19 protein-coding genes are annotated in these 22,330 nt (G+C 48.8%); 7 read left to right on the top strand and 12 right to left on the bottom strand.

What is annotated here, in order from left to right; translation table 11 throughout:
• The first annotated feature begins 70 nt into the window (after window positions 1-70).
• Window positions 71-1,339 carry a chloride channel protein gene (locus HNQ47_RS03585; RefSeq protein WP_183327606.1) on the top strand — a complete coding sequence of 423 codons (1,269 nt, stop codon included), beginning with the start codon at window positions 71-73 and terminating at the stop codon, window positions 1,337-1,339.
• On the opposite strand, the gene HNQ47_RS03580 is transcribed toward HNQ47_RS03585, so the two are convergent.
• The 8 genes from HNQ47_RS03580 to HNQ47_RS03545 all read right to left on the bottom strand — a co-directional run bounded on the left by HNQ47_RS03580 (window position 1,340) and on the right by HNQ47_RS03545 (window position 13,759).
• Window positions 1,340-2,731 (bottom strand): CHAD domain-containing protein, encoded by a 1,392-nt coding sequence (locus HNQ47_RS03580; protein ID WP_183327605.1) that lies wholly within the window; start codon window positions 2,729-2,731, stop codon window positions 1,340-1,342.
• Window positions 2,732-2,803: 72 nt separating this feature from the next.
• Window positions 2,804-3,652, bottom strand: a complete 849-nt coding sequence (locus HNQ47_RS03575) for a pirin family protein (RefSeq protein ID WP_183327604.1) — start codon at window positions 3,650-3,652, stop codon at window positions 2,804-2,806.
• A gap of 210 nt (window positions 3,653-3,862) precedes the next feature.
• Window positions 3,863-9,238: an InlB B-repeat-containing protein gene (locus tag HNQ47_RS03570; RefSeq protein ID WP_183327603.1), complete on the bottom strand. Its 5,376-nt coding sequence runs from the start codon at window positions 9,236-9,238 to the stop codon at window positions 3,863-3,865.
• 778 nt (window positions 9,239-10,016) lie between these two features.
• Complete coding sequence (locus tag HNQ47_RS03565; RefSeq protein WP_183327601.1) at window positions 10,017-10,883, bottom strand: DsbA family protein; 867 nt, start codon at window positions 10,881-10,883, stop codon at window positions 10,017-10,019.
• 33 nt (window positions 10,884-10,916) lie between these two features.
• Window positions 10,917-11,459, bottom strand: a complete 543-nt coding sequence (locus HNQ47_RS03560) for a class I SAM-dependent methyltransferase (RefSeq protein ID WP_183327599.1) — start codon at window positions 11,457-11,459, stop codon at window positions 10,917-10,919.
• Window positions 11,460-11,464: 5 nt separating this feature from the next.
• Window positions 11,465-11,875, bottom strand: a complete 411-nt coding sequence (locus tag HNQ47_RS03555) for a MarR family winged helix-turn-helix transcriptional regulator (RefSeq protein ID WP_183327596.1) — start codon at window positions 11,873-11,875, stop codon at window positions 11,465-11,467.
• Between the two features lie 116 nt (window positions 11,876-11,991).
• A complete protein-coding gene (locus tag HNQ47_RS03550) occupies window positions 11,992-13,170 on the bottom strand; it encodes an iron-containing alcohol dehydrogenase (RefSeq protein ID WP_183327594.1) in 1,179 nt (392 codons plus the stop codon).
• 133 nt (window positions 13,171-13,303) lie between these two features.
• A complete protein-coding gene (locus HNQ47_RS03545; RefSeq protein WP_183327592.1) occupies window positions 13,304-13,759 on the bottom strand; it encodes a cyclophilin-like fold protein in 456 nt (151 codons plus the stop codon).
• 280 nt (window positions 13,760-14,039) lie between these two features.
• Between HNQ47_RS03545 and HNQ47_RS03540 the strand changes: the two genes are divergently transcribed.
• From HNQ47_RS03540 to HNQ47_RS03525, 4 genes are all read left to right on the top strand, one after another.
• A complete protein-coding gene (locus tag HNQ47_RS03540; RefSeq protein ID WP_183327589.1) occupies window positions 14,040-14,558 on the top strand; it encodes a hypothetical protein in 519 nt (172 codons plus the stop codon).
• Between the two features lie 83 nt (window positions 14,559-14,641).
• Window positions 14,642-15,349, top strand: a complete 708-nt coding sequence (locus tag HNQ47_RS03535) for an alpha/beta hydrolase (RefSeq protein ID WP_183327587.1) — start codon at window positions 14,642-14,644, stop codon at window positions 15,347-15,349.
• Window positions 15,336-16,820, top strand: coding sequence for an amino acid adenylation domain-containing protein (locus tag HNQ47_RS03530; RefSeq protein ID WP_183327585.1), 1,485 nt, complete (start codon window positions 15,336-15,338; stop codon window positions 16,818-16,820). The genes HNQ47_RS03535 and HNQ47_RS03530 overlap by 14 nt, the downstream gene beginning before the upstream one ends.
• Before the next feature lies 1 nt (window position 16,821).
• The gene (locus HNQ47_RS03525; RefSeq protein ID WP_183327583.1) at window positions 16,822-17,286 is read left to right on the top strand and encodes a GNAT family N-acetyltransferase; all 465 of its coding nucleotides are present in this window, start codon (window positions 16,822-16,824) and stop codon (window positions 17,284-17,286) included.
• Here the strand turns inward: HNQ47_RS03525 and HNQ47_RS03520 are convergent.
• Complete coding sequence (locus tag HNQ47_RS03520) at window positions 17,275-17,811, bottom strand: methylated-DNA--[protein]-cysteine S-methyltransferase (protein WP_183327581.1); 537 nt, start codon at window positions 17,809-17,811, stop codon at window positions 17,275-17,277. The genes HNQ47_RS03525 and HNQ47_RS03520 overlap by 12 nt on opposite strands.
• Window positions 17,812-17,909: 98 nt before the next feature.
• Window positions 17,910-18,683 carry a phosphatase gene (locus HNQ47_RS03515; protein ID WP_183327579.1) on the bottom strand — a complete coding sequence of 258 codons (774 nt, stop codon included), beginning with the start codon at window positions 18,681-18,683 and terminating at the stop codon, window positions 17,910-17,912.
• A gap of 131 nt (window positions 18,684-18,814) precedes the next feature.
• On the opposite strand from HNQ47_RS03515, the gene HNQ47_RS03510 reads away from it, so the two are divergent.
• On the top strand, window positions 18,815-19,711 hold the full coding sequence (locus tag HNQ47_RS03510) for an AraC family transcriptional regulator (protein ID WP_183327577.1): 897 nt from the start codon (window positions 18,815-18,817) through the stop codon (window positions 19,709-19,711).
• A 3-nt stretch (window positions 19,712-19,714) separates the two neighbouring features.
• Here the strand turns inward: HNQ47_RS03510 and HNQ47_RS03505 are convergent, their stop codons facing one another.
• Window positions 19,715-20,497, bottom strand: coding sequence for a ZIP family metal transporter (locus HNQ47_RS03505; RefSeq protein ID WP_183327574.1), 783 nt, complete (start codon window positions 20,495-20,497; stop codon window positions 19,715-19,717).
• A 111-nt stretch (window positions 20,498-20,608) separates the two neighbouring features.
• Window positions 20,609-21,358, bottom strand: coding sequence for a DeoR/GlpR family DNA-binding transcription regulator (locus HNQ47_RS03500; protein WP_183327573.1), 750 nt, complete (start codon window positions 21,356-21,358; stop codon window positions 20,609-20,611).
• Between the two features lie 211 nt (window positions 21,359-21,569).
• Here HNQ47_RS03500 and HNQ47_RS03495 point away from each other — a divergent pair, with 211 nt between their 5' ends.
• On the top strand, window positions 21,570-22,256 hold the full coding sequence (locus tag HNQ47_RS03495; RefSeq protein WP_183327571.1) for a transaldolase family protein: 687 nt from the start codon (window positions 21,570-21,572) through the stop codon (window positions 22,254-22,256).
• Window positions 22,257-22,330: the final 74 nt, after the last annotated feature.

The raw sequence follows: 22,330 nt of genomic DNA, 5'->3' as shown, positions 1-22,330 counted from the left end.
TATTGAATTGGAGATTTTACCAAATGAATAGCGCATGATAAAATAAATTCGTATGTCCCGGAGGAATGTTATGAATACGATGTCAAAAAAAACGAAAACTGTCAGCGTCGCATCCATTGCGCTGTATGCCCTGCTGCTGGGTATCTTGACCGGTGCGATCGTATGGATCGTCCTGCACCTGCTTTCTGTCAGCACAAATTGGATCTGGACCGTGATCCCGAGTGCACTTGGTCATCGCTGGCTTTATACTTTACTGATTTGTACGCTCGGCGGTCTGCTGATCGGCCTCTTCCAACAAAAGTACGGCATCTTTCCCGACACGATGGAGGAGGTCTTTGCCAAGCTGAAACAAGACGGTACCTATGATTATCATCATCTGCCTGTACTCATCATCGGCATGCTTCTGCCGCTGATCTTCGGCGGCTCGCTCGGTCCGGAGGCCGGTCTGACTGGTATCATCACGGCATTGTGCTGCTATGTGGGCGATCATTTGAAATACAATGTCCGCGAACTGCGGGAGCTGGAAAAATCCGGATTTGCTGCTGCACTGGGCGTTGTGTTCCGGGCACCATTGTTCGGGCTGGTCAATAACTTTGAACATACGCATGATGAAGAGCCGCTGTTTTTTGATCCCAAAGAATTGAAAATATCGAAGATCATTATTTATCTTTGTGCCATCGGCGGCGCGCTGCTGGTATCGGAATCGTTGTCCAAATGGTTCGGCGGCGGACATGGACTGCCGCATCTTGCCTGGCCGGGACACGCCGGTCTTGATGACTGGATCTGGTTTCCGGTGCTGGTCGCTGCCGGCATTGCCCTGGGCTGGTTCTTTCAGATCACAGAGCGCGCGGCCCATCGTTTATCCGTACCCTTTCGGGATCATCGTGTCGTTTCTTGTTTGATTGCCGGAATAGGTATGGGGCTGCTGGGGGCCTGGAATCCGCTGACGATGTTCAGCGGCGAGGCCAAGCTGCTGCACTTAGCTTCCCGGTGGCAGTCTGTATCGGTATCTTTTTTGATCCTCACGGCACTGGCTAAAATGATCGCCACCAATCTTTGTCTATCCTTCGGATGGAAAGGCGGAAGTATTTTTCCGATCATTTACTGCAGTGCGTCCTTGGGGTTTGCGCTGGCATCTTTAACGGGTGTGCTGCCGCTGTTTGCGGTCGTCTGCACTGTAGCCGGAGCCTATGGTTCTATCATGCGCAAGCCGCTGACGGTGACCGCGGTCCTTTTCCTCTGTTTCCCGATCCGGTTCATCCTGCCGCTGCTGCTGTCGGCTTATCTTGCTTCTATAATTCCCTTACCGAAGGCAGAAAAAAATCAGGCCGAAGCCTGATCATTGTTGATCCATAAGCATTTTCATGCATTGTTTTTCTGTTTGTTTTTCAATCACCTGCAGATTTACAGCCTGCCAGCGGGCCAAGTCGGAGAGTGCTTCGTGATGGATCAGTTCTTCCAGCAGATCGATATTCACACGGGCATCGCACAAGGCACCGAGCTTGTCCTGGATCTCATGCATCGTATCGACCACGTCTTTCCGCGGGCCGGTCAGTTCTTTCAAACCACGGGCATTGTAACGGATCTTTTTCGCATCTTTGCGGACTTTGTGTGCCGCTTCAACATCGCCTGGATCTAACTTTTGATAATCGTGCCGCATTGTTTCGGTCAGCTCGGTCAGCCGGTCGCTGATAACTTGATCTGAGAGGCCTTCCTGTTCCGTTTCATTGTTCCAGTGGATCCGGCTGAATTCTTTTTCCAGGCTTTTCCACGTTTCTGCACAGTCACGGGAAGCAAACCGTTTCAGTACTTCTTCACATTCGGCGGCCCGGCAGCGACGGATGACCGCATCAAGCGTTTCGGGCGGTTCCGGTCCATTGACAGCCGGCGCTAGATCGACATCCACACGTTTTGTATCCTCGGCCAGCACATCCAGTTCGCGCAGACGGGACAGCGCCCGGACCAACGTGCGCAGTTGGATCTGCATCCGCTGATTTTGTTTCGCTTTCTGGAATGGTTTGATAAACCAGACATAAGAGCGCAGGGTCCGGATGGAAACGCGCAGATCGTGGACCGCATCGGCATCATCTGGATGATCCGTAAATTCTTTGCATTGTTTTTTGACATTTTCAAATCCATGCACCAGAATTTTTTCCAGATCGACCATGGTCTGCCAGTCGGCAAAATTCGGTCCCTGGATAAACCAGCGGATCTTGGCGGCATGCATCAGTACCTGTGCCGCTGCTTCCGTATCATCGCATGTGCGGATATGATTTCGCGTCTCATCGGATAGATACAGGCAGATATGTGCACCAGCCTGAAAACGGATTTTTTGTCCGGTCAAATATTCGATCAGTCTGGTCATCTGCGGATCGTGGCCGACCATCACCAACGTATCATTGGATCCAAAAGCATCGGTATACAATGCTTCGGTGAGAACGGATACGATATCATGGATCTCGGTATTATTCAGGGCTTCCTGCACTTTCATATCCAGATCGACGTTGCGGGCGCTGCGGATCGCACGCTGAAAGATCTTAGCGGTTTGGCGGGCACGGATCAGCGGACTGGTCCAGAAGATGATGTCCCCGCGTGTCGAAAGTAAATTGACATCCCGCTGCAGAACAGCACGCATGGCCTTTTTACCGGCGCCGGTCAATTTTCTTTCCGCATCGCCGTCAGGCGTTTCGGCTTTTTTTGCCTGTCCATGCCGTAATAAAATGATGTTCATATCAATCTCCTTTCTTTCTTTATTTAATTATATTATATTTTTCTTATTTTGACGCCGCAATAGAAAAAGCTGTCATTTCGACAGCTCCTTGATGAATGTTCCATTGCGCAGTTCATTAAACGCTTCATGCAGTTCTTCTCTTGTATTCATGACGATCGGTCCGCCCCACGCAACTGGTTCATCCAATGCCGGCGCGCTCATATAAAGCACCCGAATTTCCGGACCCTCTGCGGGTGCCTGGATCGATACCGTATCGCCTTCTGATAAAGCAGCAGCAGTTTTTTCGCGTACCGACGTGCCCGCTATTTCGGCATCACCGGATAACGTGAAGACCATGGCAGTTTTCTGCGGGTCGCTCGGCAGGCTTATGGATGCACCCGGTTTAAGGATCAATTCGTAGTAATCCAACGGCTGATATTCCCCTTGAAAACCCGTATGATCCAAATAGGTTCCTGCTAAAAGACGTAAGGTACCTTGGCCCTCGGCAATCGGGATTTCCTCGATATCTTTGTGTTTGATCGCATGGTAAGCCGGCGGACACATTTTATCCTTCTTCGGTAAATTCATCCACAGCTGAATGCCCAATAATCGTTCAGCCGGCGGGATGTTCTCTTCGTGTTCGATGCCGGAGCCGGCCGTCATCCACTGGACCTCACCGTCTCCAACTGTGTCTTCAAATCCCAATGTATCTTTGTGCTGCATTTTTCCTTTTGCCACATAGCTGATCGTTTCGATGCCGCGATGCGGGTGCAGCGGGAAACCAGCGGTATAATCGGCCGGCTGTGTACTGTCAAAAGAATCTAACATGAGAAACGGGCTGAAATCGTGCACGGTCTCGTTGCCGAGCACGCGGATCAATTTGACGCCGGCGCCGTCCTGTGTCGGATATCCTCGTACCATTCTGCGTATTTTTCGTTCCATTTTCATACCTCCTTATGATCGTCTGTATTTTATATCTAATTAGATGTTTTTGCCAGTGAAATGCTCTGAAGGGATGGGCATAGAAAAACAGTGCTGAAAGCACTGTTAATTGATTTAGAGATTCGATAAGAACAGATGCGGAACATATTCATTCCGCATCCGTTTTTAATCATATATAGGAGCCTGCTTCAGTTGTTTCGCGTAAGCCAATCATGCTCGATTTCTGCGGCGGCGTTCCAACAGAACAGCCGCAAGCAAGCTTCCTGCCAACATGATCAGAGTAAGTCCGCTGTTTGATTCCATCGATGTCAAAACCGATATATTTTTCTTGCTTTTTACCGGCTTTGATGGTTTTGAACTTGAAGTTTTATCATTGTTCTGCGGCGGGCTGGTTGGTTCTTCCGGCGTCGGATTCACGGTCTCGTTCGTTGTATATGTATTGGAACCGTCGTTCACCTTCGCCTGATTGGTCAATTTCGTACCGTTGTTTGAATCCACTGTTACTTTGAAGCTGACCGTAATGCTTTCACCGCTTGCCAACGTGATGTTGCTCCATGTCAATATACCGTTTTCATAGGTTCCGCCGTTATCTGCAGAGTTTTCTACATAAGAACTGTTCTTCGGAATTGCATCTGTGATCGTCAATGTTTTCTCCTCATTGGACGTGTTCTTATACGTGATCTTGTAAAGCAGCTCATCTCCCGCCTGTACTTTCTTGCCATCAATCGAGTTCTGTTCATCCGAGCTTTTGAAAACATCTTTCTTTGGCTTGGTCGGCGGCGTCGGCGTCGGGTTCGTGGTCTCATTCGTCGTGTATGTATTCGTTCCTTCGATGACATCGGCCTTATTCTTCAATACCGTGCCATTATTCTCTTTGACCTTCACCGTGAATTTGACCGTGATGCTTTTTCCATCCTCTAACGTGATGCCGCTCCATGTCACGGTACCATTCGAATAGGTTCCGTCATGATCTGCTGAACCGTCGACGTACTCACTGTTGGCCGGGATCGCATCGGTGATATCCACTGTCGCATCCGCACCGGTCGTATTCTTGTATGTGATCTTGTAATCCAGCAGCTCTCCGGCCTTGACTGTCTGGCCATCGATCGACTGCGTCTCACCGCTCTTGAACACATCCTTTGTCGGATCGGTCGGCGGTGTCGGCGTCGGATTTGTGGTCTCATTCGTCGTGTATGTATTCGTTCCTTCGATGACATCGGCTTTATTCTTCAATACCGTGCCATTATTCTCTTTGACCTTCACCGTGAACTTGACCGTGATGCTTGAATCTTTGGAAACCGACAGATCGTTCCATGTTACTTTTCCATTTGAGTAAGTTCCTCCGTTATCTGCCGAGCCTTCTACATACTTACTGTTCTCCGGGATCGCATCGGTGATATCCACCGTCGCATCCGCACCGGTCGTATTCGTATATGTGATCTTGTATACCAGCTCGTCTCCGGCCTTCACCTGATTGCCGTCGATCGAATTCTGTTCATCCGTACTCTTGAACACATCCTTTGTTGGATCGGTCGGCGGCGTCGGTGTCGGGTTCGTAGTCTTATTCGTATCGAAATTATTCGTGCCGTCGTTCACTACGGCCTGGTTTTCCAATGTAGTGCCACTGTTCTCCTTGACCTTGACCGTGAATTTGACTGTGATGCTTTTTCCATCCTCTAACGTGATGCCGCTCCATGTCACGGTACCATTCGAATAGGTTCCGTCATGATCTGCTGAACCGTCGACGTATTCACTGTTGGACGGGATCGCATCGGTGATATTCACCGTTTGTGCCGATCCGGTCGTATTCTTGTACGTGATCTTGTAATCCAGTTTGTCGCCGGCTTGTACTTTCTTGCCGTCGATCGACTGCGTCTCACCACTCTTGAACACATCCTTTGTCGGATCGGTCGGCGGCGTCGGTGTCGGGTTCGTGGTCTTATTCGTATTGAAATTATTCGTGCCGTCGTTCACTACAGCCTGGTTTTCCAATGCGGTGCCACTGTTCTCCTTGACCTTCACCGTGAATTTGACCGTGATGCTCTCGCCGGCTGCGACTGTCTTTTCCCATGTCACCGTGCCATTCGCATAGCTGCCTTCGTTATCTGCTGACTGGAACGTACTGTTCGCAGGGATCTTATCGGTGATCGTCACCGTCTCTTCCTGATCGGTCGTATTCTTGTACGTGATCTTGTAATCCAGCAGCTCTCCGGCCTTGACTGTCTGGCCATCGATCGACTGCGTCTCACCGCTCTTGAATACATCCTTTGTCGGTTTTTTAGCCCAGACTGCATATAATGCATTCGGCTGAGGATCATTTACATCGACACCGATTGACGCTCCAGGTGCATATTCTTTGCCATTTCCATCTTTCCAGCCGATGAATTCATAACCAGCAGGAGCTGGGATATTTGACTGATCCAACGTATACACAGTCAAGTCTTGGTTATTGATCAATACACTTGCATCATCGACTGTCTGTTTTGTGGTCACTTCAGAGAGTCCTGTATCAGAAGGATAATTTGAATGATACGTCAAATCCGTCGCTTTCGGAGATTCACCATAAATAGCATAAAGTGTTTCATCTTTGGTAATCTTTATTTTATCGTCTGGATAATATGTCGTTCCGGTACCATCGGCTTTCGTATTCCAATAAAGGAACACTTTGCCTGTCGGCGGTGTCAGCGGACTGCCGCTTTGGACATCCGCATAACAGTTGTCGCCGCCAACATAAGTTTTTGAATCGGTTACCGTACCCGATCCGCCATTGGCATCATAAGTGACTTTATACTTATGCTGCTGTACATAATGTGGATATAATTCAATATCTTTTGTCAGCTGCGTATCAAAACTATACGTTTCATAAGATGTCTCGCCGCTGTCATCCGTGGTTTTTATATCCCATCCGACCCAAACTGCGTCATCCGGGATCGTGATCGTTTTTGAACTGTTTGTATAAACAATATAATTTCCGCTTTCGTCTTTGACGTTTGGCATCAGATTTTCATCCACGGTACCGCCATAATCCACTGTAATGGTATCGACGAGACTGCCGCCGCCCATTTCGTCATAAACTTTTGCTTTTACTTTCGGCAGTTCCCATTTTGCGTAAACAATGACGTTATCGTCCGGCATTTTTGCATGATCAAAATCATAAGGAACTGTGCATTCAGGGTCTTTATACCATCCCGCAAATTGGGCTCCTGCCGGCACTGTGGTCGGTGCCTCTTCCGGCACATAGTAATTTTCTCCATCTTCGCCGTACGATGCCAGGCTGGCTTCATAATAGATGCCTGTCTCCTGGTGAATGATTTCGTTGCCGCTGTAATAATCAATGCCATGTTGATTACGGCTGTAGAAAACATCAAATCCGCCAAAAGAGGTTACTCCAGACCTGCTCATCATCTGTTGTTCGGATAACTGCGTAGATCCATCAGAAGATACGGATACCCAGTTTCCATAATTTCCATTGCGGTCCATGACTCTGAACTTAGACACGGTAAAGCCAGAGTAGACATTCTCAAAATTCCAGCCTGCAAACTGTGTATCAAGAGAAAATGTCTGAGGTGTAAGATCGTCTGTAAATCCGCCGCCGGTAACTGCCTCACGATAATAATTCAATGTATATCTGCCAGATGTCTGACTGAATGTAATCGTTGCAGAATTTCCGCTGTAGTGGAAATTTTTTACTGGCAGGAAAGCATCCAAATATGCATAATAATACTGATTATTTGTACAGTACCATACACTATCCTCATTTGTCGGCCATGTCACATTGCTTTGATCCATCGTAGCGCCGTACAATCCGGAAATTGATGTCGTTGATCCATCATTATTATTAAATTTATAGGTAAATAAATCGCGGTCATAATAGATATTCAGGATCGTGGATCCATCGCCCTTGATCTGAACGGACTCTGAATTGGTCGAATTATAGTGAAAACCATCACCATTATTGATATTTGATTTTGATTTATCACTAGCCGTCGGCGAAGCGTCGCTTTCGGTCGTTCCGGTACGCGTCTCTGAGGCATAGTATTCATATGTTTTATCCGCATCTGCCGCATCTTTGTCATCGGTCACCGACTGTTTCCAGAAAATGACGGTATAATTTGCGGTTGCAGGTTCCCAGACAGCGTATAACGTTGTATCTTCGGACAATTCACTGCCGAATGTAAAGTCGGCTTCCGTCGCATCCTCATTTGTAGACCATCCCACAAATGTATATCCGGCACGTTCCGGATCGGTTGGTGCTGATGTTACACTTTCAGCAGCGACGAATTCCGGTGCAATGATCGTAGCGTCATCACCGGTCTTGAAGATCAGATAATGTCCCTCTTCAAATTTTGGATACAGATAAATGTTTTCATTTCCCAGTGTAATGGAATCTCCTGCCGGAGTGGTCAAACTGCTGTCTGTATACCATCCGGTGAAAGAACTGTCTCCCTGTGAAGCAAGCGTAACGTCGGATGTATTTATGGTGTCACCGCTCGCTCCGGCTTTTGTCTCATAGACTCTCGCATTATCTCCGGCCGAATCCATAAAGAACACATAATGTGCTTCCTCAAAAACCGGGTAGTAGTTGATATCCTGCGTAGACGTTACAGACGGAGTCATGCTGCTGAATGGATCCAGTTCCACCGTACTCGATCCTTGCGTTGTCGTCCATCCTTTAAAGATGTAACCAGATTTTTCTGGATTTTTCGGAGAATATAATGTTTCTCCGTTTTTTATTTTCTGTTTATTGAATGTTTTACCATTTGCACTGTAACTCAGCAATTCTCCGTTTTCATCATAAAAACGGTATGTTGCCACGGCCGGCTGCTCGCCGTCAATGACATAAATTGAAAAACTGTCCGCACTAAAAGATGCTGATGATTTCTTGGCATCCGCGATTTCTGTCGGACCATTTTGTTCATCATTGTGTATTACATTAAAAGTTTCTCCTTCCAGATTTCTGGAAAGTGTCATTTTTACACGAATTTGTTTTCCGTTTGCCGGTTCAATTTCCTGGCCTTCTTTATTCCTGAAAGTGATGTCAACACCTGATGCATCCACCACGTTCTCCGGATCTTCAGAGCTTCCTTTGGCAATCGATAATGCTGTTTCTGTGCTGACATCGGTCACTGTCATTGTTGTTCCTTCTGGGAACGCACCTTCCGGAGCAGAAACGGAAACAGTTACTCCGCCGGATGAAGATTTTGTAAAATCTTGTGCCGGCATCGAGGTCTCGTCTTCTTTCTGCGTATCCTCTTGTGCAGATGTCTGTTTTGTTTGAGATGATGCTGCAGAGGAACCCTGACTTTTCTGCTCTGTTCCCTCGGCACCCGCTGTGCTTTCCTGATCATTTCCGGCCGGACTTGTATTTCCATTCTGCCCTGCTGCTGTGCCGGACTGTGATTCGGCCGATGTATCAGCAGATCCGCCTGTACCGCCTGCTTGATTGTTGGAAGTTTGTACGGTCGTCTGCTCAGAAGCGTTTGATGTTTCATCGGCAAAAACCGTATTTGTGCACTGCAGACCGATTGATAATGAAATCAAAATGGATAAGAGCCCACGAAAAAAACTGTGTAATTTTTTGTCCATAATTCTTTCCTCTCTATCTATATGTCAGTGACATAAAATTATTTCATAGCTGAATGACCGTTGTGAATCGTAAACGAAATATTATTTTTAATTTATTACTTATTTCTCTCTAATATTTATATAAGTCCCTTACACAATGAGTATATCTTAAAAAGATATAACATGCAAATAATAAATATTGTGATAATATTATTAAACTTATTTCATAAGTCTTTTTCCTTTTTTGAAGAGAAAAAATGTTCTGTATGAACCAAAATTCCTGAAACATGAAATTCAATATTACGCTATAATGACCAGCTTCATGATCCGTCTTCCCAATTGAAACAAAGAAACATCAAGAAAAATCATTACCAACTAGTATTGAATAAAGAACATATTTATTGAAAAAGAAAATTGGATCATGGTCTCAACAAGTGCTTTCGAAATGAAGATCGATAAAAAGATGTAGAAATGAGTAAATGTATACGGTTTTATACACCATCGGATGTTAGAATGTTCCATGGCATGCTTGATTAAAAAATAATGAATTTCCCTTTCAAGACACGATTAAAAAAATCACCAATCCATTGGCATATTCCCGATTCAAAGCTATGAAAGAATATGGAGAAGCGGGAAATCACTTGAGCAACGATAGAAGAATACATCACCTATACAACACGGAAAGGGTCCGGCTCAAATAAAAAGGCCTGACTCCTTGCGAAGCAAGAAATCAAGCCATAGAATCAAGACAAGTTATTTTTTCAAACTTTTGAGGTTCGCCTCACCTCCGATTTTTGTCTTATGCAGCAGACCACACGTTGCCGCGCACTCTTTGCGTACGATTGACCTTGCCGTCTGTCTCCAGCTGGCGCAGGACCTCATACTCGACTGCTTTGGAACGATCCTTGATCTGACCTAACTCACGCTCGGTCATCGGGCCGTATTCTTCGATCAATTCGGCTTCTTCGCGGGTCGGATAAGTTTGAATATCCGGACACAGTCTGTGAATGACTTGATCGTACGTCTCCATCGGCCGGTGGCCGCCGACATAGATTCCGGTCTCCTGCGTCAGGGCATGCACGTTCTCACCGGCTTTATAAAATAACATGGTCGGGAAGCCCCAAGCCTGCCACTCGGCACAGGTTACCTGATCTTCATAGAAATCTTCTTTGGCAGATCCATCGGCAATGGCTTTTTTAAAAGCATCGAAATCCAAGCCATCGATTTCTTTGGCTAATGCTTCATAAATTTCTGGATTCGAAATGATCTTGCGCTCGGTCAAAGCCGCCCGACGCAGCCGGCGCAGATAACGGAAACCGATGTCCTCCGACTGCATGAATGCTGCCTTGGCGGCAATGTTTGCCGGCCAAGTCGAGAAATGCCGGATCGGTGCAATGTCTTCCCAAAGTTTCTCATCGATCGGCTGTCCGGTCCGTTCGGAGACCATCTTCCAGTGCGGTTCTGTGGCCGCCGCATCCCGGATGTCGTTCTGCGCATCATAGAAATCATCAAAGTCTTTGATCAAACCGCCGAAAACATAACGAAAATGCAGCTGATCGCGATATTTTTCCATCATCGTCAAAATCATCGGTTCGGTGGCCCAGCACCACGAACAATACGGATCCGTAAAAACCATTACTTCCAATTTTGTGTTATTTGTGCTCATATCTATTTCCTCCTTCTTTTTATCTCTAATTAGTTATTTTAGGGGTGTGCATTTTCCGGTACGCACATCACAAACCATGCCTGGCTGATCATCCCATGACAATGACTGAACAAGGTCATTTGTTTTCTGTGGTTTCTGGATGTCTTCTGCCTGGATCACGTACGAATCTTCTGGATCGTTGGTCTTGCGGCATGTCACCTTGCCCGCGATCTTATTCAATGCCTGTTCGGCAGTCTTTGCCTCGCTTTTGCCGAATGTCGTTACGATCACAGGGCCTTGTGTCCATTCGGGCAGCCGGCGGAATACGGCCTGCCAGCTCTGCGGCCGCATCAAGATATCCGGCCGGCGGATCAAAACGGCATCATACACCTGATCCGTGTGCCAGTGGGCGGCATCCCCGACGATCCAATTCACGTTCGGCATCCGCTGACGGTTCTTTTCGATGGTTTCACCATCTTGATCGATCCCTGTCAGTTCAATGCCGGACTGCACCAGTTCTTCGGCTTCGGTGCATAAGCCGCAGCCGATATCCAGAACGGACAGCGGCCTTTTTTTCGGTAACCATCGCAGTTGCATACGCATCACCTCGCAAACTTTTTGAACAATCGGACCAGCGTTTGTTTCTCCTCTTCGTTCCACACCTGCATCTCCTGTTCGATCATTACCGCATTTTCTGGATACGCTTTAGCAATAACTTCCCGGCCTTTGTCAGTCAGAGAAAGGATATGACGGCGGCCGTCGTTTTCATCTTTGCGCTGTCGGATCAGATCGCATTTCACCAGGTTGCGCACCACGACCGGAATCGTGCCGTCCGTCGATAAGATCTTTTCCTTTACCTCTCCGACAGTCAGATCTCCGGCATGATACAACGCTTCCAATACGCCGAATTGGCCAAGCGTCAGTCCGTACTGCGCCGCGATATGTGCGGTCTTGCGATCGATCGTACTGTTGATACGGTGCATCTTGATCAATATGTAATTGTCCTCCTGCATAGCTGTTCCTCCGTTCTCTGCTTCTGTTTTACTCTAATTAGAGATATTTGTCAAGCCCCAAGCTCTCACCTCTTTTTCATAAAAAAACGGTGTGCTTTTTGGGCACACCATTGTGCTTATTTCCAGGATCTTTCGTAAATACCGGCACAGTCGGCTTCCGGCATTTCCGCCGGATCACATAGAAACAGACCGCCCATGGTCGCGCGGGCATTCTTTGCCAACGTGAGCGCCTCAGATTTCTCAATGCCGTAATCTGACATCTTCAGATCATCCACACCGCAGGCTTTTTGTAAAGCTTTCAATGCGGTGATGAAGTCCATCGGATCACTGGCATCGGTCTTGCCGAGGAACTTCGCCATATCGATAAAGCGTTCATCGCAGACATGACGGTTGATCCAGTAGGTAAAATATTCCACTGAGATCATGATCAGGCCGGCGCCATGCGGCAGACTTGGGTGATACGCGCTCATCGCATGTTCCATGGAATGTTCCGATGTACAGGCTGAAACGTCCATCGAATAACCAGACATCGTATTCGCAAAAGCCACCGCTGTCCGGGCTTCCATATCGCTGCCGTCGGTGACGGCACGCGGCAGATAAGCGCCGATGTTTTCAATGGCCGCACGCTGCACCATATCCGCCATCGGATTATGACGATTGGAAATGTAACCTTCCAAGCTGTGGAACAGCGCATCGAATCCTTGATACGCCGTAAACTTCGGCGGTACGGTCTTCATCAATTCCGGGTCAACGATCGCATAGGTCGCGAACATACCCTCAAAACCGCCGACACCGATCTTCTCTTTGGTTTCCGGATTCGTGATGACCCCGGCGGCATCGACTTCTGAACCGGTTCCGGCCGATGTGGTGATCGCGATCCATGGCAGGACCGGATTTTTGATATTCTGTTTCTTGCCGTTTTCGGTAAAGACAAAGTCCCATAAATCATTGGTCGGCTGCGACGCAAGCATCGCCATATTTTTGGCTGCATCCATCACGGAACCGCCGCCTAAGGCAACCACAAAATCACATTGGTTATCACGGGCGAACTGAGCACCCTGCTCAACGGTTTCCTTTAACGGGTTGGCAGAGACCTGATTGAAAAGCGCAAATGCACAGCCGGCTTGTGTCAGTTCGTTTTTCGTGGTTTCCAATGAACCATTGCGGATCGTCGACTGGCCGTTGGACGTGACGATCATGGCTTTCTTTCCCGGCATCGGCAGCGTATGCAGCTGATGTAACTGTCCTGGGCCGAATAAGACGCGGGTCGGGGCAAAAAAATCATATGTCTTCATCTTTTTTCCTCCTTTTCTTTTATTAAAACACAAAATAGATTCATCACGCGTTTTTTATACACATTCGATATAGTCATTGAATATGTTTAATAGAAAAAAACATATCCGCTTTGCGGATATGCCTGTCTTCAAATTATGGTTCGGCTCGTTCAATGGTCACATCATAGGTGCCGTTCAGGCCTTCCAGTTCCTCAAGCGGCGATGTGATCACGCCAATATTGACCTGGTAATCAAAATACGCCGATTGGTCTTCATCCTTAAAAGGAATCATCAAGTAAGGAATACCGAATGAATAATTAATATCACCGTTCAGCCAGCCGCAGTGTATTTCTTCTTTCTGATACGGCAGCGGCTTGGTAATACCGCAAAGATCATGCGTATAGCGCGCCATTTCGATCGTATACGGCAGCTGCTGGACCAAAGCTTGTGCGGTTTTACAATGATTCAATATACCGTTGACGGACAGGTTATCTCCAAAACGAATTCGTATTTTCGTACCATCAGCCGGCGGCCTGCGTGTCGCCAGGTCTGGGTTTTCCGTCTGTATCTGTGCGTTTTTCGCAGCGGGGTTTTTACTTTGGTTATTCATGTTTTTCATCTCCTTTTCGAATCCTTCATAAAGCCTAGTTCAGAACCCGTTCGACAAACAGAACATAAATGATCAAAATGTAGTTTTTCACCGTCACAAATCGGTATATCCTTCATAATTATAATAACATGATTCGCCCCGGCCGAAGTAAAATAATTTGACATCGGCTATTCATGTTTCTAATAGTGAATGAAGAATGAATCTGTTTTTTTGTTTCAGGGAGCTTGTGATAGAATAAATATAGAAATTGATCGGCGTCCTGCCGGGAAAGGAATTTTGTATGAAGAAGAATGTTGTGATCATCCTGCAGATCATCTGCTGCATCCTGCAGGCTGCTGCCTTGATTTTTGTCTTTTATGCCTGGCTTGCACAGGATTCATTCAAAGAACAGTTTAATGTTCCGTCCTATGCCGCAGATGCGGTGGTGCTGCCGCTGTCCCAGCTGATCCACGCAGCGCTGTTCCTGGCTTTGATGGCCCTGACAACGCTCATCCTGATCAAAAGCAAGCCGACGCATAAAAAGAAAAAGGCCGTCGGCCTGTTGATCGCATTTATCGTCATCTATATCGGCACAAACTGGCTGAACACCAGGATCAATGCCGCAAACGAAAGTCTCGGCGATACCTATGCGATGACTTACTATTGGATCTATATGATGTTGTCGTCGCGTCTGAGCGTGATGGATTCGATTTCCTATGTCCTGTACATTTTCTCACTGGGCATCTATTTTGAAATGCCGGATACGGCCCACATTCTGGAGAAAAAAGAAACACCGGAACAATCCGGATCCCGAAGCTAATGCTTCGGTTTTTTTATCGTTTGCCTTGCGAAAACGCCGGCAAAAAGCTACAGTGATTTTATCACGAAGAAAGGAGTCCGATCATGAGCGAACATCTGCTGATGCCGATGGGCGGCAAACGCGTCCGGATCTTCCCCGGACCGGCTGGTTCCCCAGTCGTCTATCTGAACGATCCGATGGACCGCGGGATCAAAATACATACCTTACTGAAAGAAGAAAACTGTCCGCCGCATACGTTGGTCGAGATCAGCGGGCTGAACTGGGATGATGACATGACGCCGTGGTATTGCCCGGCCCTGACCAAAGGCGATACGCCTTGTGCCGGCAAGGCTGATGCGTATCTGAGCTGGATGATCCAACGTTTGATCCCGGCCGTTGAAAAACATCTGGAAGATCCAAACGGTCGGATCCTGACCGGTTATTCGCTGGCGGGATTGTTTGCGGTTTATGCGCTGTACCGGACCGATGTTTTCCGCTGTGTCGGTTCGATGTCCGGTTCGCTCTGGTATCCGGATTTTCTCGAATATACCCGCACCCACACCATGGTCCGTCGGCCTGACTGTATCTATTTTTCATTGGGCGACAAAGAAAAAAACAGTGCGGTCGAATTGCTTCAAAGCGTGCAGGACCGTACCGAAGCGGTCTATGAAGACTGCCGGGGAGCCGGCATTCCGACCATCTTTGAACTCAATCCGGGCAATCACTATCAATTCAGCGACCAGCGGACCGCACGCGGAATTGTCTGGATCTTAAGGCAGGAAAGAACGGAGGATGCTTATGAATCAAAATGAAACGATCTACCATTTATTCCGTCAGATGGCTGAACGGTACCCGGATCAGCCGGCGGTCCTCGAAAAAAATCGGACACTGACGTTCCGGGAACTTCTAAAAATGACGGACCAGCTGGCCGCCGCTTTCCCGGAAAATATCCGGACGGTCGGGATCATCATGGACCACGAGGCAGAAATGATCGCCGCGATGTTGGCGGTGTTAAAATGCGGCGCCCGCTATGTGCCGGCCGAACCGACCTTTCCGATCGGCCGGATCCGCTATATGATGAGCGAAGCGCAGGTCGATTTCATCCTGGTCAACCGGGCTTACCAGCCACTGGCCGAAGGTTTTGATACAAAGATCACTGCCTGCGTGCTCTGTGCCGGCAAGGACGCTGCCGGTCATCAAGATGCTTCAGTACAGCCGTCGTCCCCGGCCTACGTGCTGTATACCTCGGGAACCACCGGACGGCCGAAAGGAGTCTGTGTGACGAATCAAAACGTCTGTCATTATGCGCATGCGTTCGCACATGAGTTCCATCCCGGTCCGGGCGATGTGATGCTTCAATATTCCGTCTGCTCCTTTGATATCTTTACCGAGGAGGTCTTTGCGTCTTTATTGAACGGTGCGGCCATCGCGATCCCGTCTTCGCAGGACAAAGCCGATCTGCAGGCGTTGATGAACTTTGTTCAGGAACATCATGTCACGATGCTCAGCGGCTTTCCGTACCTGCTGGCAGATCTAAACCATCTGGATCATCTGCCGGATTCACTGCGGCTGCTGATCAGCGGCGGCGACGTCCTGCGCGGCTCGTATGTCGATCACCTGCTGGATCAGGCACTGGTCTACAATACCTACGGTCCTTCCGAGACCACAGTGTGCGCTTCGTATTATTGCTGCAACACCGGCCATGTCCTTGAAGACGGCACCTATCCGGTCGGCAAAGCAGTTGAGGGGACGGTCATCAAGATCATGGATGCCGACGGCAAAGAAGTTCCAGCCGGACAGACCGGTGAGATTTGTATCTTCGGTGACGGCGTATCCAATGGCTATATCGGCGATCACGCCGAAGAAAACAAGGCCTTTGTCCGGCAGGCAGACGGTTCCGTCATGTATCGCAGCGGTGATCTGGGATATCTTCTGCCCGATGGCAGCATTGCCTTCCTGCACCGTAAAGACTCCCAGATCATGATCCTGGGCAAACGGGTCGAGGTCAAGGAAGTGGAATCGCGCTTGTATCAATGCCGCCACGTCCGTCAGGCCGTGGTGCGCCCTTGTGTCGATGAAACCGGGCTTTCGTATATGACAGCCTATATCGTACCGGCTGATGATGATCTGAAGCTTTCAGAAGTGCGCAGGGAACTGGCGGAGAATCTGACTTCGTTCATGATCCCGGAATTCTTCGTGCGGATGCCGTCGATCCCGCTGAATGCCAACGGCAAGCCGGATTTTGACCAAATGCCGCTGGTGATGAAAGAAGGGACGTATTGAGATGACAATAGAAATCAAACAGGCCGATCTGAAAGATCTGGACGTACTGATGGCCTGGCGCATGGAAGTGCTGCATGAAGTTTTTGATCTGCCGGACGATGATAAGGATCCGGAACTGTATGAAAACAACCGTCAGTATTATCTGCACGCCTTGCCGGAAGAACATCATATTGCGTGTTTTGCGCTGGCAGACGGCGAGATCATCGGCTGCGGCGGCATTTGTCTGCAGCGTGAAATGCCGTCTCCGGATAACCGTTCGGGAACATGCGGCTATTTGATGAACATCTATACACGGCAGCCCTACCGCCATCAAGGCGCCGGCAAGCAGATCGTCCGCTGGCTGATCAACCAAGCCCGAGAACGGCACGTGGAAAAAATCTACCTGGAAACTTCCGATGACGGCCGGCCGATGTATGAACAGCTTGGGTTCGAAGATCTGCAGGGCTATATGAAACTAAGCCGCTAGCTCTTCTTTCTCGGGAATAAACATTTCATCCGTATAAGCCTGCTCCAATTTCAACAGAGCGGCTTTTTTCTTGACGCCGCCGGCATAACCGGTCAGACTGCCGTTTGTGCCGATGACCCGGTGGCAAGGAATGATGATGGAAATCGGGTTGCGTCCCACGGCACTGCCGATGGCCTGCGAGGGCATGTGATCCAGGCCGCGCTGTGCGGCGATCTGCCGGGCAATTGCCTGGTATGTGGTCGTCTGGCCGTATGGGATCTGCCGCAAGATCTCCCAGACCGTTTTCTGAAAGTCGGTGCCAAGGATATGCAGCGGCTGAAAAGGTTCTGGTCTCTTGCCGGCAAAATAGGCATCGAGCCAGCGGGAAGCCGCCTCCAGGATCGGCGTGTCTTTTTCTTCATGATCATCTGCCAGGGTCGCAGCGAAATATTTTGCGCCCTCGAACCACAAACCGGTCAGTCCCTGCTCATCGGCAGCTAAAAGCAAATTGCCCAAAGGCGATGAATAGTGTTTTGTATACTGCATGGTATGCTCCTTTCTAGCGAATGGTTCTTGCTTCTATTTTATGCCCATTTTCATTGTCTGACCATGAAAAAAAAGCCGGCTTCTGCCGGCTGTATGATCTATGAATGAACGTAAATCTCACGAAGCTGAAAAAATGCAAGCAGCTGGCCTAGGTTCTCATTTAAATTGAGAAGCAGCGAGCGGTCAAACTGGATCTCATCCAGAAAAGACAGGGCCTGATCAAAACAGCCGACCCGGCTGGGATCATGCGCATCCGAACTGACCACGACCGGTACCCGGTATTGTTCGCAGAGCTGAAGCATGCACCGGTAATTGTCCAGGCATCCCCATCGCTCTTCCTGCTTGGCAAAGGAACTGTCATTGACTTCCAGCGCGACATTCCATTGTTTGGCCGCCTGCACGAGGCGTGAATAATCCAGCGGTGTATGATCATCATCCGGATGGGAAACCAGACGGGCCTTCGGATGCTGCATGCAGCTGATCAAATGATCGGTATTCCGTTCTCTGCCCTGATCTTGATAGCACTGTCGGTGAATGCCGACGATCGCGTAATCCAAATATTTCATCATCTCATCATCCAATGAACGGGCGCCGTCGTTCAATACGTTGATCTCACATCCATGAACGATCGTGACGCCATATAAGTTTCTCGGCACGGCTTTGAGATTGCGGTAGTAAAAAGGGTCCGTCGTACCAGGAATGCCAGGCGCATGTTCACTGATGCCGAGGATCTTCAGCTTCTGATCTGCGGCTGCCGCAGCCATTTCCCGAATGGTTCCGTAGGCGTGTCCGCTGGCGATCGTGTGCGTATGAAGGTCCGCACAGATATCTGAACTTGACAATGTTCTTTTTGTCTGATCGATTTCATTCATCCTCTGTTTACCTCCCTGGGCCGAATCGGCCGCTTTTTTACATTCAATGTTATAATATAGCAGAAGATGCGGAATGGATTAGAAAATATTCACCAATTCCTATTATAAAATGGCCATACCGGAGGGTTTCTATGTCAGTTCTTCCTTGCAGATGTTACGTCGATACCGATGTTTTCGGCCGCGAACTGGTCACGCACGGAACGGCAGCGTTTCCAATTGCGTGTTATCATGCGGCTTCTCAGTTTGATGCGGTGCCGCCGCACTGGCACAATGAATTGGAAATCATCATTGTCACCAAAGGCGATCTGGATCTTCATGTACAGATGGAAGATCACTGTCTGCATGCGGGGGCCGGCATGGTTGTCAATGCCAATGTGCTGCACGCCGCATCGCCAGGTTCACCGGACGCTGATTTTCATTCGCTCGTGTTTTCCCCGCTGCTGATCGCCGGTGATGAACACAGTATCTTCTGGAACAAATATCTGGAACCGCTCATCAGTGATCCCAACTGTCCGTTTTTGATCCTGTCGCCGGATACCGCCTGGCAGGATCAACTGATACAAAGAGCGCTTGACGCATGGGAGGAAGCCCGTTCTGAACAAGCCGGTTTTGAATTCCGGATCCGGGCAGCTTTATCGGAATGCGTTTTTCTGCTGTCGCAGAACATCGATCATCAGGCAAGTGATCCGGCCAATCTGAAAACGATCATCCGGTCACAGCGTCTAAAAAACATGCTGGCGTTTATCCATACGCATTATTCCGAACCGATCACGCTGGCGGACATTGCCGGCTCGGTTTCGGTCAGCACGACAGAATGCCTGCGCTGTTTCCGGGAAGGATTGAAGCTGTCACCGATCCAATATATGAAAAAACACCGGCTGATCGTTGCGGCCGGTTATCTGAAGACGACCGACTGGCCGGTCAATGAAATCGGCAGCCGGTGCGGCTTTCGGGAGATGGGTTATTTTGCGGCGCAGTTCGGTAAGCTGTTCGGCATGACACCGACGGAATACCGCAGGCACGGATGATTTCTAGCCGAGCGCGACATCCAGTGCCATCATCAGACTGAAACCGACCGCAAACGCAAGCACGCCAATATTCGAATGTTTTCCCTGCGACATTTCAGGGATCAGTTCCTCGACGACCACATAAAGCATCGCGCCGGCCGCAAAGCTCAGCAGATACGGCATCAGCGGCACGAGCCGTTCGGAAAACAAAATGGTCAGGATCGCTCCGGTGGGTTCCGCCGCACCGGACAGCACGCCGTACAGGAACGATCGATGCTTGCTTGTGCCTTCCGCATGGAGCGGCATCGAAATGATCGCTCCTTCCGGAAAGTTCTGGATCGCGATGCCTAAGGAAAGCGCCATGACCGACGACGCCGTAATGCCGGAAAATCCGGTCAGAAAACCGGCCAGCACCACGCCTACGGCCATGCCTTCGGGAATGTTGTGGATCGTGACCGCAAGCATCATCAGGGTATTATTTTTGAAGTGGCTCTGCGGCCCTTCCGGCGCATCCGCAAAGCGATGCAGATGCGGCGTCAAATGATCCAGAAGCAGCAGGAACAAGATGCCCAGCCAGAAGCCGATCACGGCCGGCATAAAGGAGAGGCTGCCTTGATCGGCTGCACTGTCCAGCGCCGGGATCAGCAGGCTCCAGATCGAAGCCGCCACCATGACCCCGGCCGCAAATCCGGTCAGAAACCGCTGCATCCGGTCGGACAGTTCTTCTTTCATGAAATAGACACCGGCAGCACCGAGGATCGTGCCCAGAAATGGGACCGCAATGCCGATGAACGCATTGTGCATCATTTATCCTCCTTGTGTCTTTCATTATATCGGCTCCGGCAGTGCCTGCCAATTCTGCTGACCTGCATTGAAATACATTGGATCCATAAAAAATTGCCGGAATCTTTCCGGCAATTAAACCGTGATCACTTCACATCCTTTGCTTTGAAGAGACTGGATAACATCTTTCTGAACGGCACTGTCCGTAATGATCCGTTTGGGTTGATCTTTGATATGGATCGGAATCGAACCGCGCTGCTGGAATTTTTCACTTTCCGTCAGGATCACCACTTCATCGGTCTGGCCGGCCATGTCGCGTACGGCCTGGGCACGCATTGGATCGCTGTTGGTAAATCCTGTGCGTTCGGTATATCCGTCTGTGCCGATGAAAAAATAACGGACAAAATAATTCTCTGCGCACTGCCGGACCATCGGTCCGGTCATGACCTGCGATTCTTTCTGATAGATACCGCCGAGCAGAATGATCTGAACGTTGGTGTTTTTGCGGATATAGTCAGCAATGAACGCGCTGTTGGTGATGATGGTCACATCCTTGCGGGTTTCCGCGATTTGTTCAGCCAGAAGGGCGCAGCATGATCCGGATTCGATCATGATCGTATCGCCGTCCTGGATCATTTCTGCAGCTTTTTCGGCGATCTTTCTTTTTGTCTCAAAATGATATGCGAGCCGGCCGGCTACATCGTCTCGGCTGCGCAGCTCGGCAAATCCGTGTTCGCGGCGGATCAGCCCCTTTTCTTCCAGTTCATTCAGATCTTTCCGGATCGTTACTTGGGATACTTCAAAGATCTGAGAAAGTTCAATGACTTCTATTTTTCCTCTGGAAGCCAGCAGTTCAAGGATCTGATTTTGGCGTTGGTTTTTCATATATACATCATCCTAACGTTATAGTTGTTTCATTTGAAATGTTCCGTGCTTATTTTATCTTGAAATAGGTGAAAAATCAACGAATATATTTCAAATGAAATTTATTGTTTTTACGCTTGACAATAATAGGGATAGTTTGTATGATGATACTGCATATGAAAGTTATTTAAATTTCTAATGAAACTATCTATGCGGTAAACAAGGAGGACCTATGAAACTATTAATTGATGATGCGCATGTCGATGAAATTAAAAGAATTTTTGAAGAATATCCGATCGACGGCGTCACGACCAATCCATCCATTCTATCCAAAGTGAATCAGAATCCGGTGACCACACTGAAACAAATCCGTGAAATAATCGGACCGGACAGTCTCCTCTTTGTCCAGGCTGTCCCGACTGATACCGAAGGGATGATTCGTGATGCCCGGGCGATCTATCAGGCGTTCGGCAAACAAACGATCGTCAAGATCCCGGCTGTACCGGCTGGTTTCCGGGCGATCCGCGAGCTGAAAAAAGAAGGCGTTCCGACCTGCGGAACGGTTGTCTACACACCGCTGCAGGCATATCTGGCAGCCAAAGCCGGCGCTTCGTATGTCGCACCTTATGTGAACCGCATCGACAACATGGGCTATGACGGTATCCAGGTCACGATGGAAATCCAGGATATTCTGGATAACAACGCCCTTGATACGGAAGTGCTCGCCGCTTCGTTTAAAAACTGTCAGCAGGTGCTCGCACTGGCACAGTATGGTGTCGGCGGCGCAACAGCTGCGCCGAATGTGATCGATGCGATGGTCAACAATCGTGCGATCGACGGTGCGGTCGATGATTTTGTCAAAGACTTTGAAAAAGTCGCCGGCGGCAAAACCATGGCTGATCTTCTGGAAAATGCATAAATCAATTGCTTGATCCTAAACAAGGGATCAAGCTTTTTTTGTCACTAAAAACTCCGGCTGGTCATCCAGCCGGA

Source organism: Catenisphaera adipataccumulans (genome assembly GCF_014202755.1).
GTDB lineage: Bacteria > Bacillota_I > Bacilli_A > Erysipelotrichales > Erysipelotrichaceae > Catenisphaera > Catenisphaera adipataccumulans.
This window is presented reverse-complemented; position numbering and strand designations above follow the sequence as displayed.

Coding starts and splice junctions, on each gene's coding strand:
- HNQ47_RS03535 (WP_183327587.1), top strand. CDS start 14,642: ATGAGCGAACATCTGCTGATGCCGATGGGCGGCAAACGCGTCCGGATC.
- HNQ47_RS03510 (WP_183327577.1), top strand. CDS start 18,815: ATGTCAGTTCTTCCTTGCAGATGTTACGTCGATACCGATGTTTTCGGC.
- HNQ47_RS03550 (WP_183327594.1), bottom strand. CDS start 13,170: ATGAAGACATATGATTTTTTTGCCCCGACCCGCGTCTTATTCGGCCCA.
- HNQ47_RS03495 (WP_183327571.1), top strand. CDS start 21,570: ATGAAACTATTAATTGATGATGCGCATGTCGATGAAATTAAAAGAATT.
- HNQ47_RS03560 (WP_183327599.1), bottom strand. CDS start 11,459: ATGCAACTGCGATGGTTACCGAAAAAAAGGCCGCTGTCCGTTCTGGAT.
- HNQ47_RS03520 (WP_183327581.1), bottom strand. CDS start 17,811: ATGCAGTATACAAAACACTATTCATCGCCTTTGGGCAATTTGCTTTTA.
- HNQ47_RS03570 (WP_183327603.1), bottom strand. CDS start 9,238: ATGGACAAAAAATTACACAGTTTTTTTCGTGGGCTCTTATCCATTTTG.
- HNQ47_RS03515 (WP_183327579.1), bottom strand. CDS start 18,683: ATGAATGAAATCGATCAGACAAAAAGAACATTGTCAAGTTCAGATATC.
- HNQ47_RS03565 (WP_183327601.1), bottom strand. CDS start 10,883: ATGAGCACAAATAACACAAAATTGGAAGTAATGGTTTTTACGGATCCG.
- HNQ47_RS03540 (WP_183327589.1), top strand. CDS start 14,040: ATGAAGAAGAATGTTGTGATCATCCTGCAGATCATCTGCTGCATCCTG.
- HNQ47_RS03530 (WP_183327585.1), top strand. CDS start 15,336: ATGAATCAAAATGAAACGATCTACCATTTATTCCGTCAGATGGCTGAA.
- HNQ47_RS03555 (WP_183327596.1), bottom strand. CDS start 11,875: ATGCAGGAGGACAATTACATATTGATCAAGATGCACCGTATCAACAGT.
- HNQ47_RS03580 (WP_183327605.1), bottom strand. CDS start 2,731: ATGAACATCATTTTATTACGGCATGGACAGGCAAAAAAAGCCGAAACG.
- HNQ47_RS03575 (WP_183327604.1), bottom strand. CDS start 3,652: ATGGAACGAAAAATACGCAGAATGGTACGAGGATATCCGACACAGGAC.
- HNQ47_RS03505 (WP_183327574.1), bottom strand. CDS start 20,497: ATGATGCACAATGCGTTCATCGGCATTGCGGTCCCATTTCTGGGCACG.
- HNQ47_RS03500 (WP_183327573.1), bottom strand. CDS start 21,358: ATGAAAAACCAACGCCAAAATCAGATCCTTGAACTGCTGGCTTCCAGA.
- HNQ47_RS03585 (WP_183327606.1), top strand. CDS start 71: ATGAATACGATGTCAAAAAAAACGAAAACTGTCAGCGTCGCATCCATT.
- HNQ47_RS03545 (WP_183327592.1), bottom strand. CDS start 13,759: ATGAATAACCAAAGTAAAAACCCCGCTGCGAAAAACGCACAGATACAG.
- HNQ47_RS03525 (WP_183327583.1), top strand. CDS start 16,822: ATGACAATAGAAATCAAACAGGCCGATCTGAAAGATCTGGACGTACTG.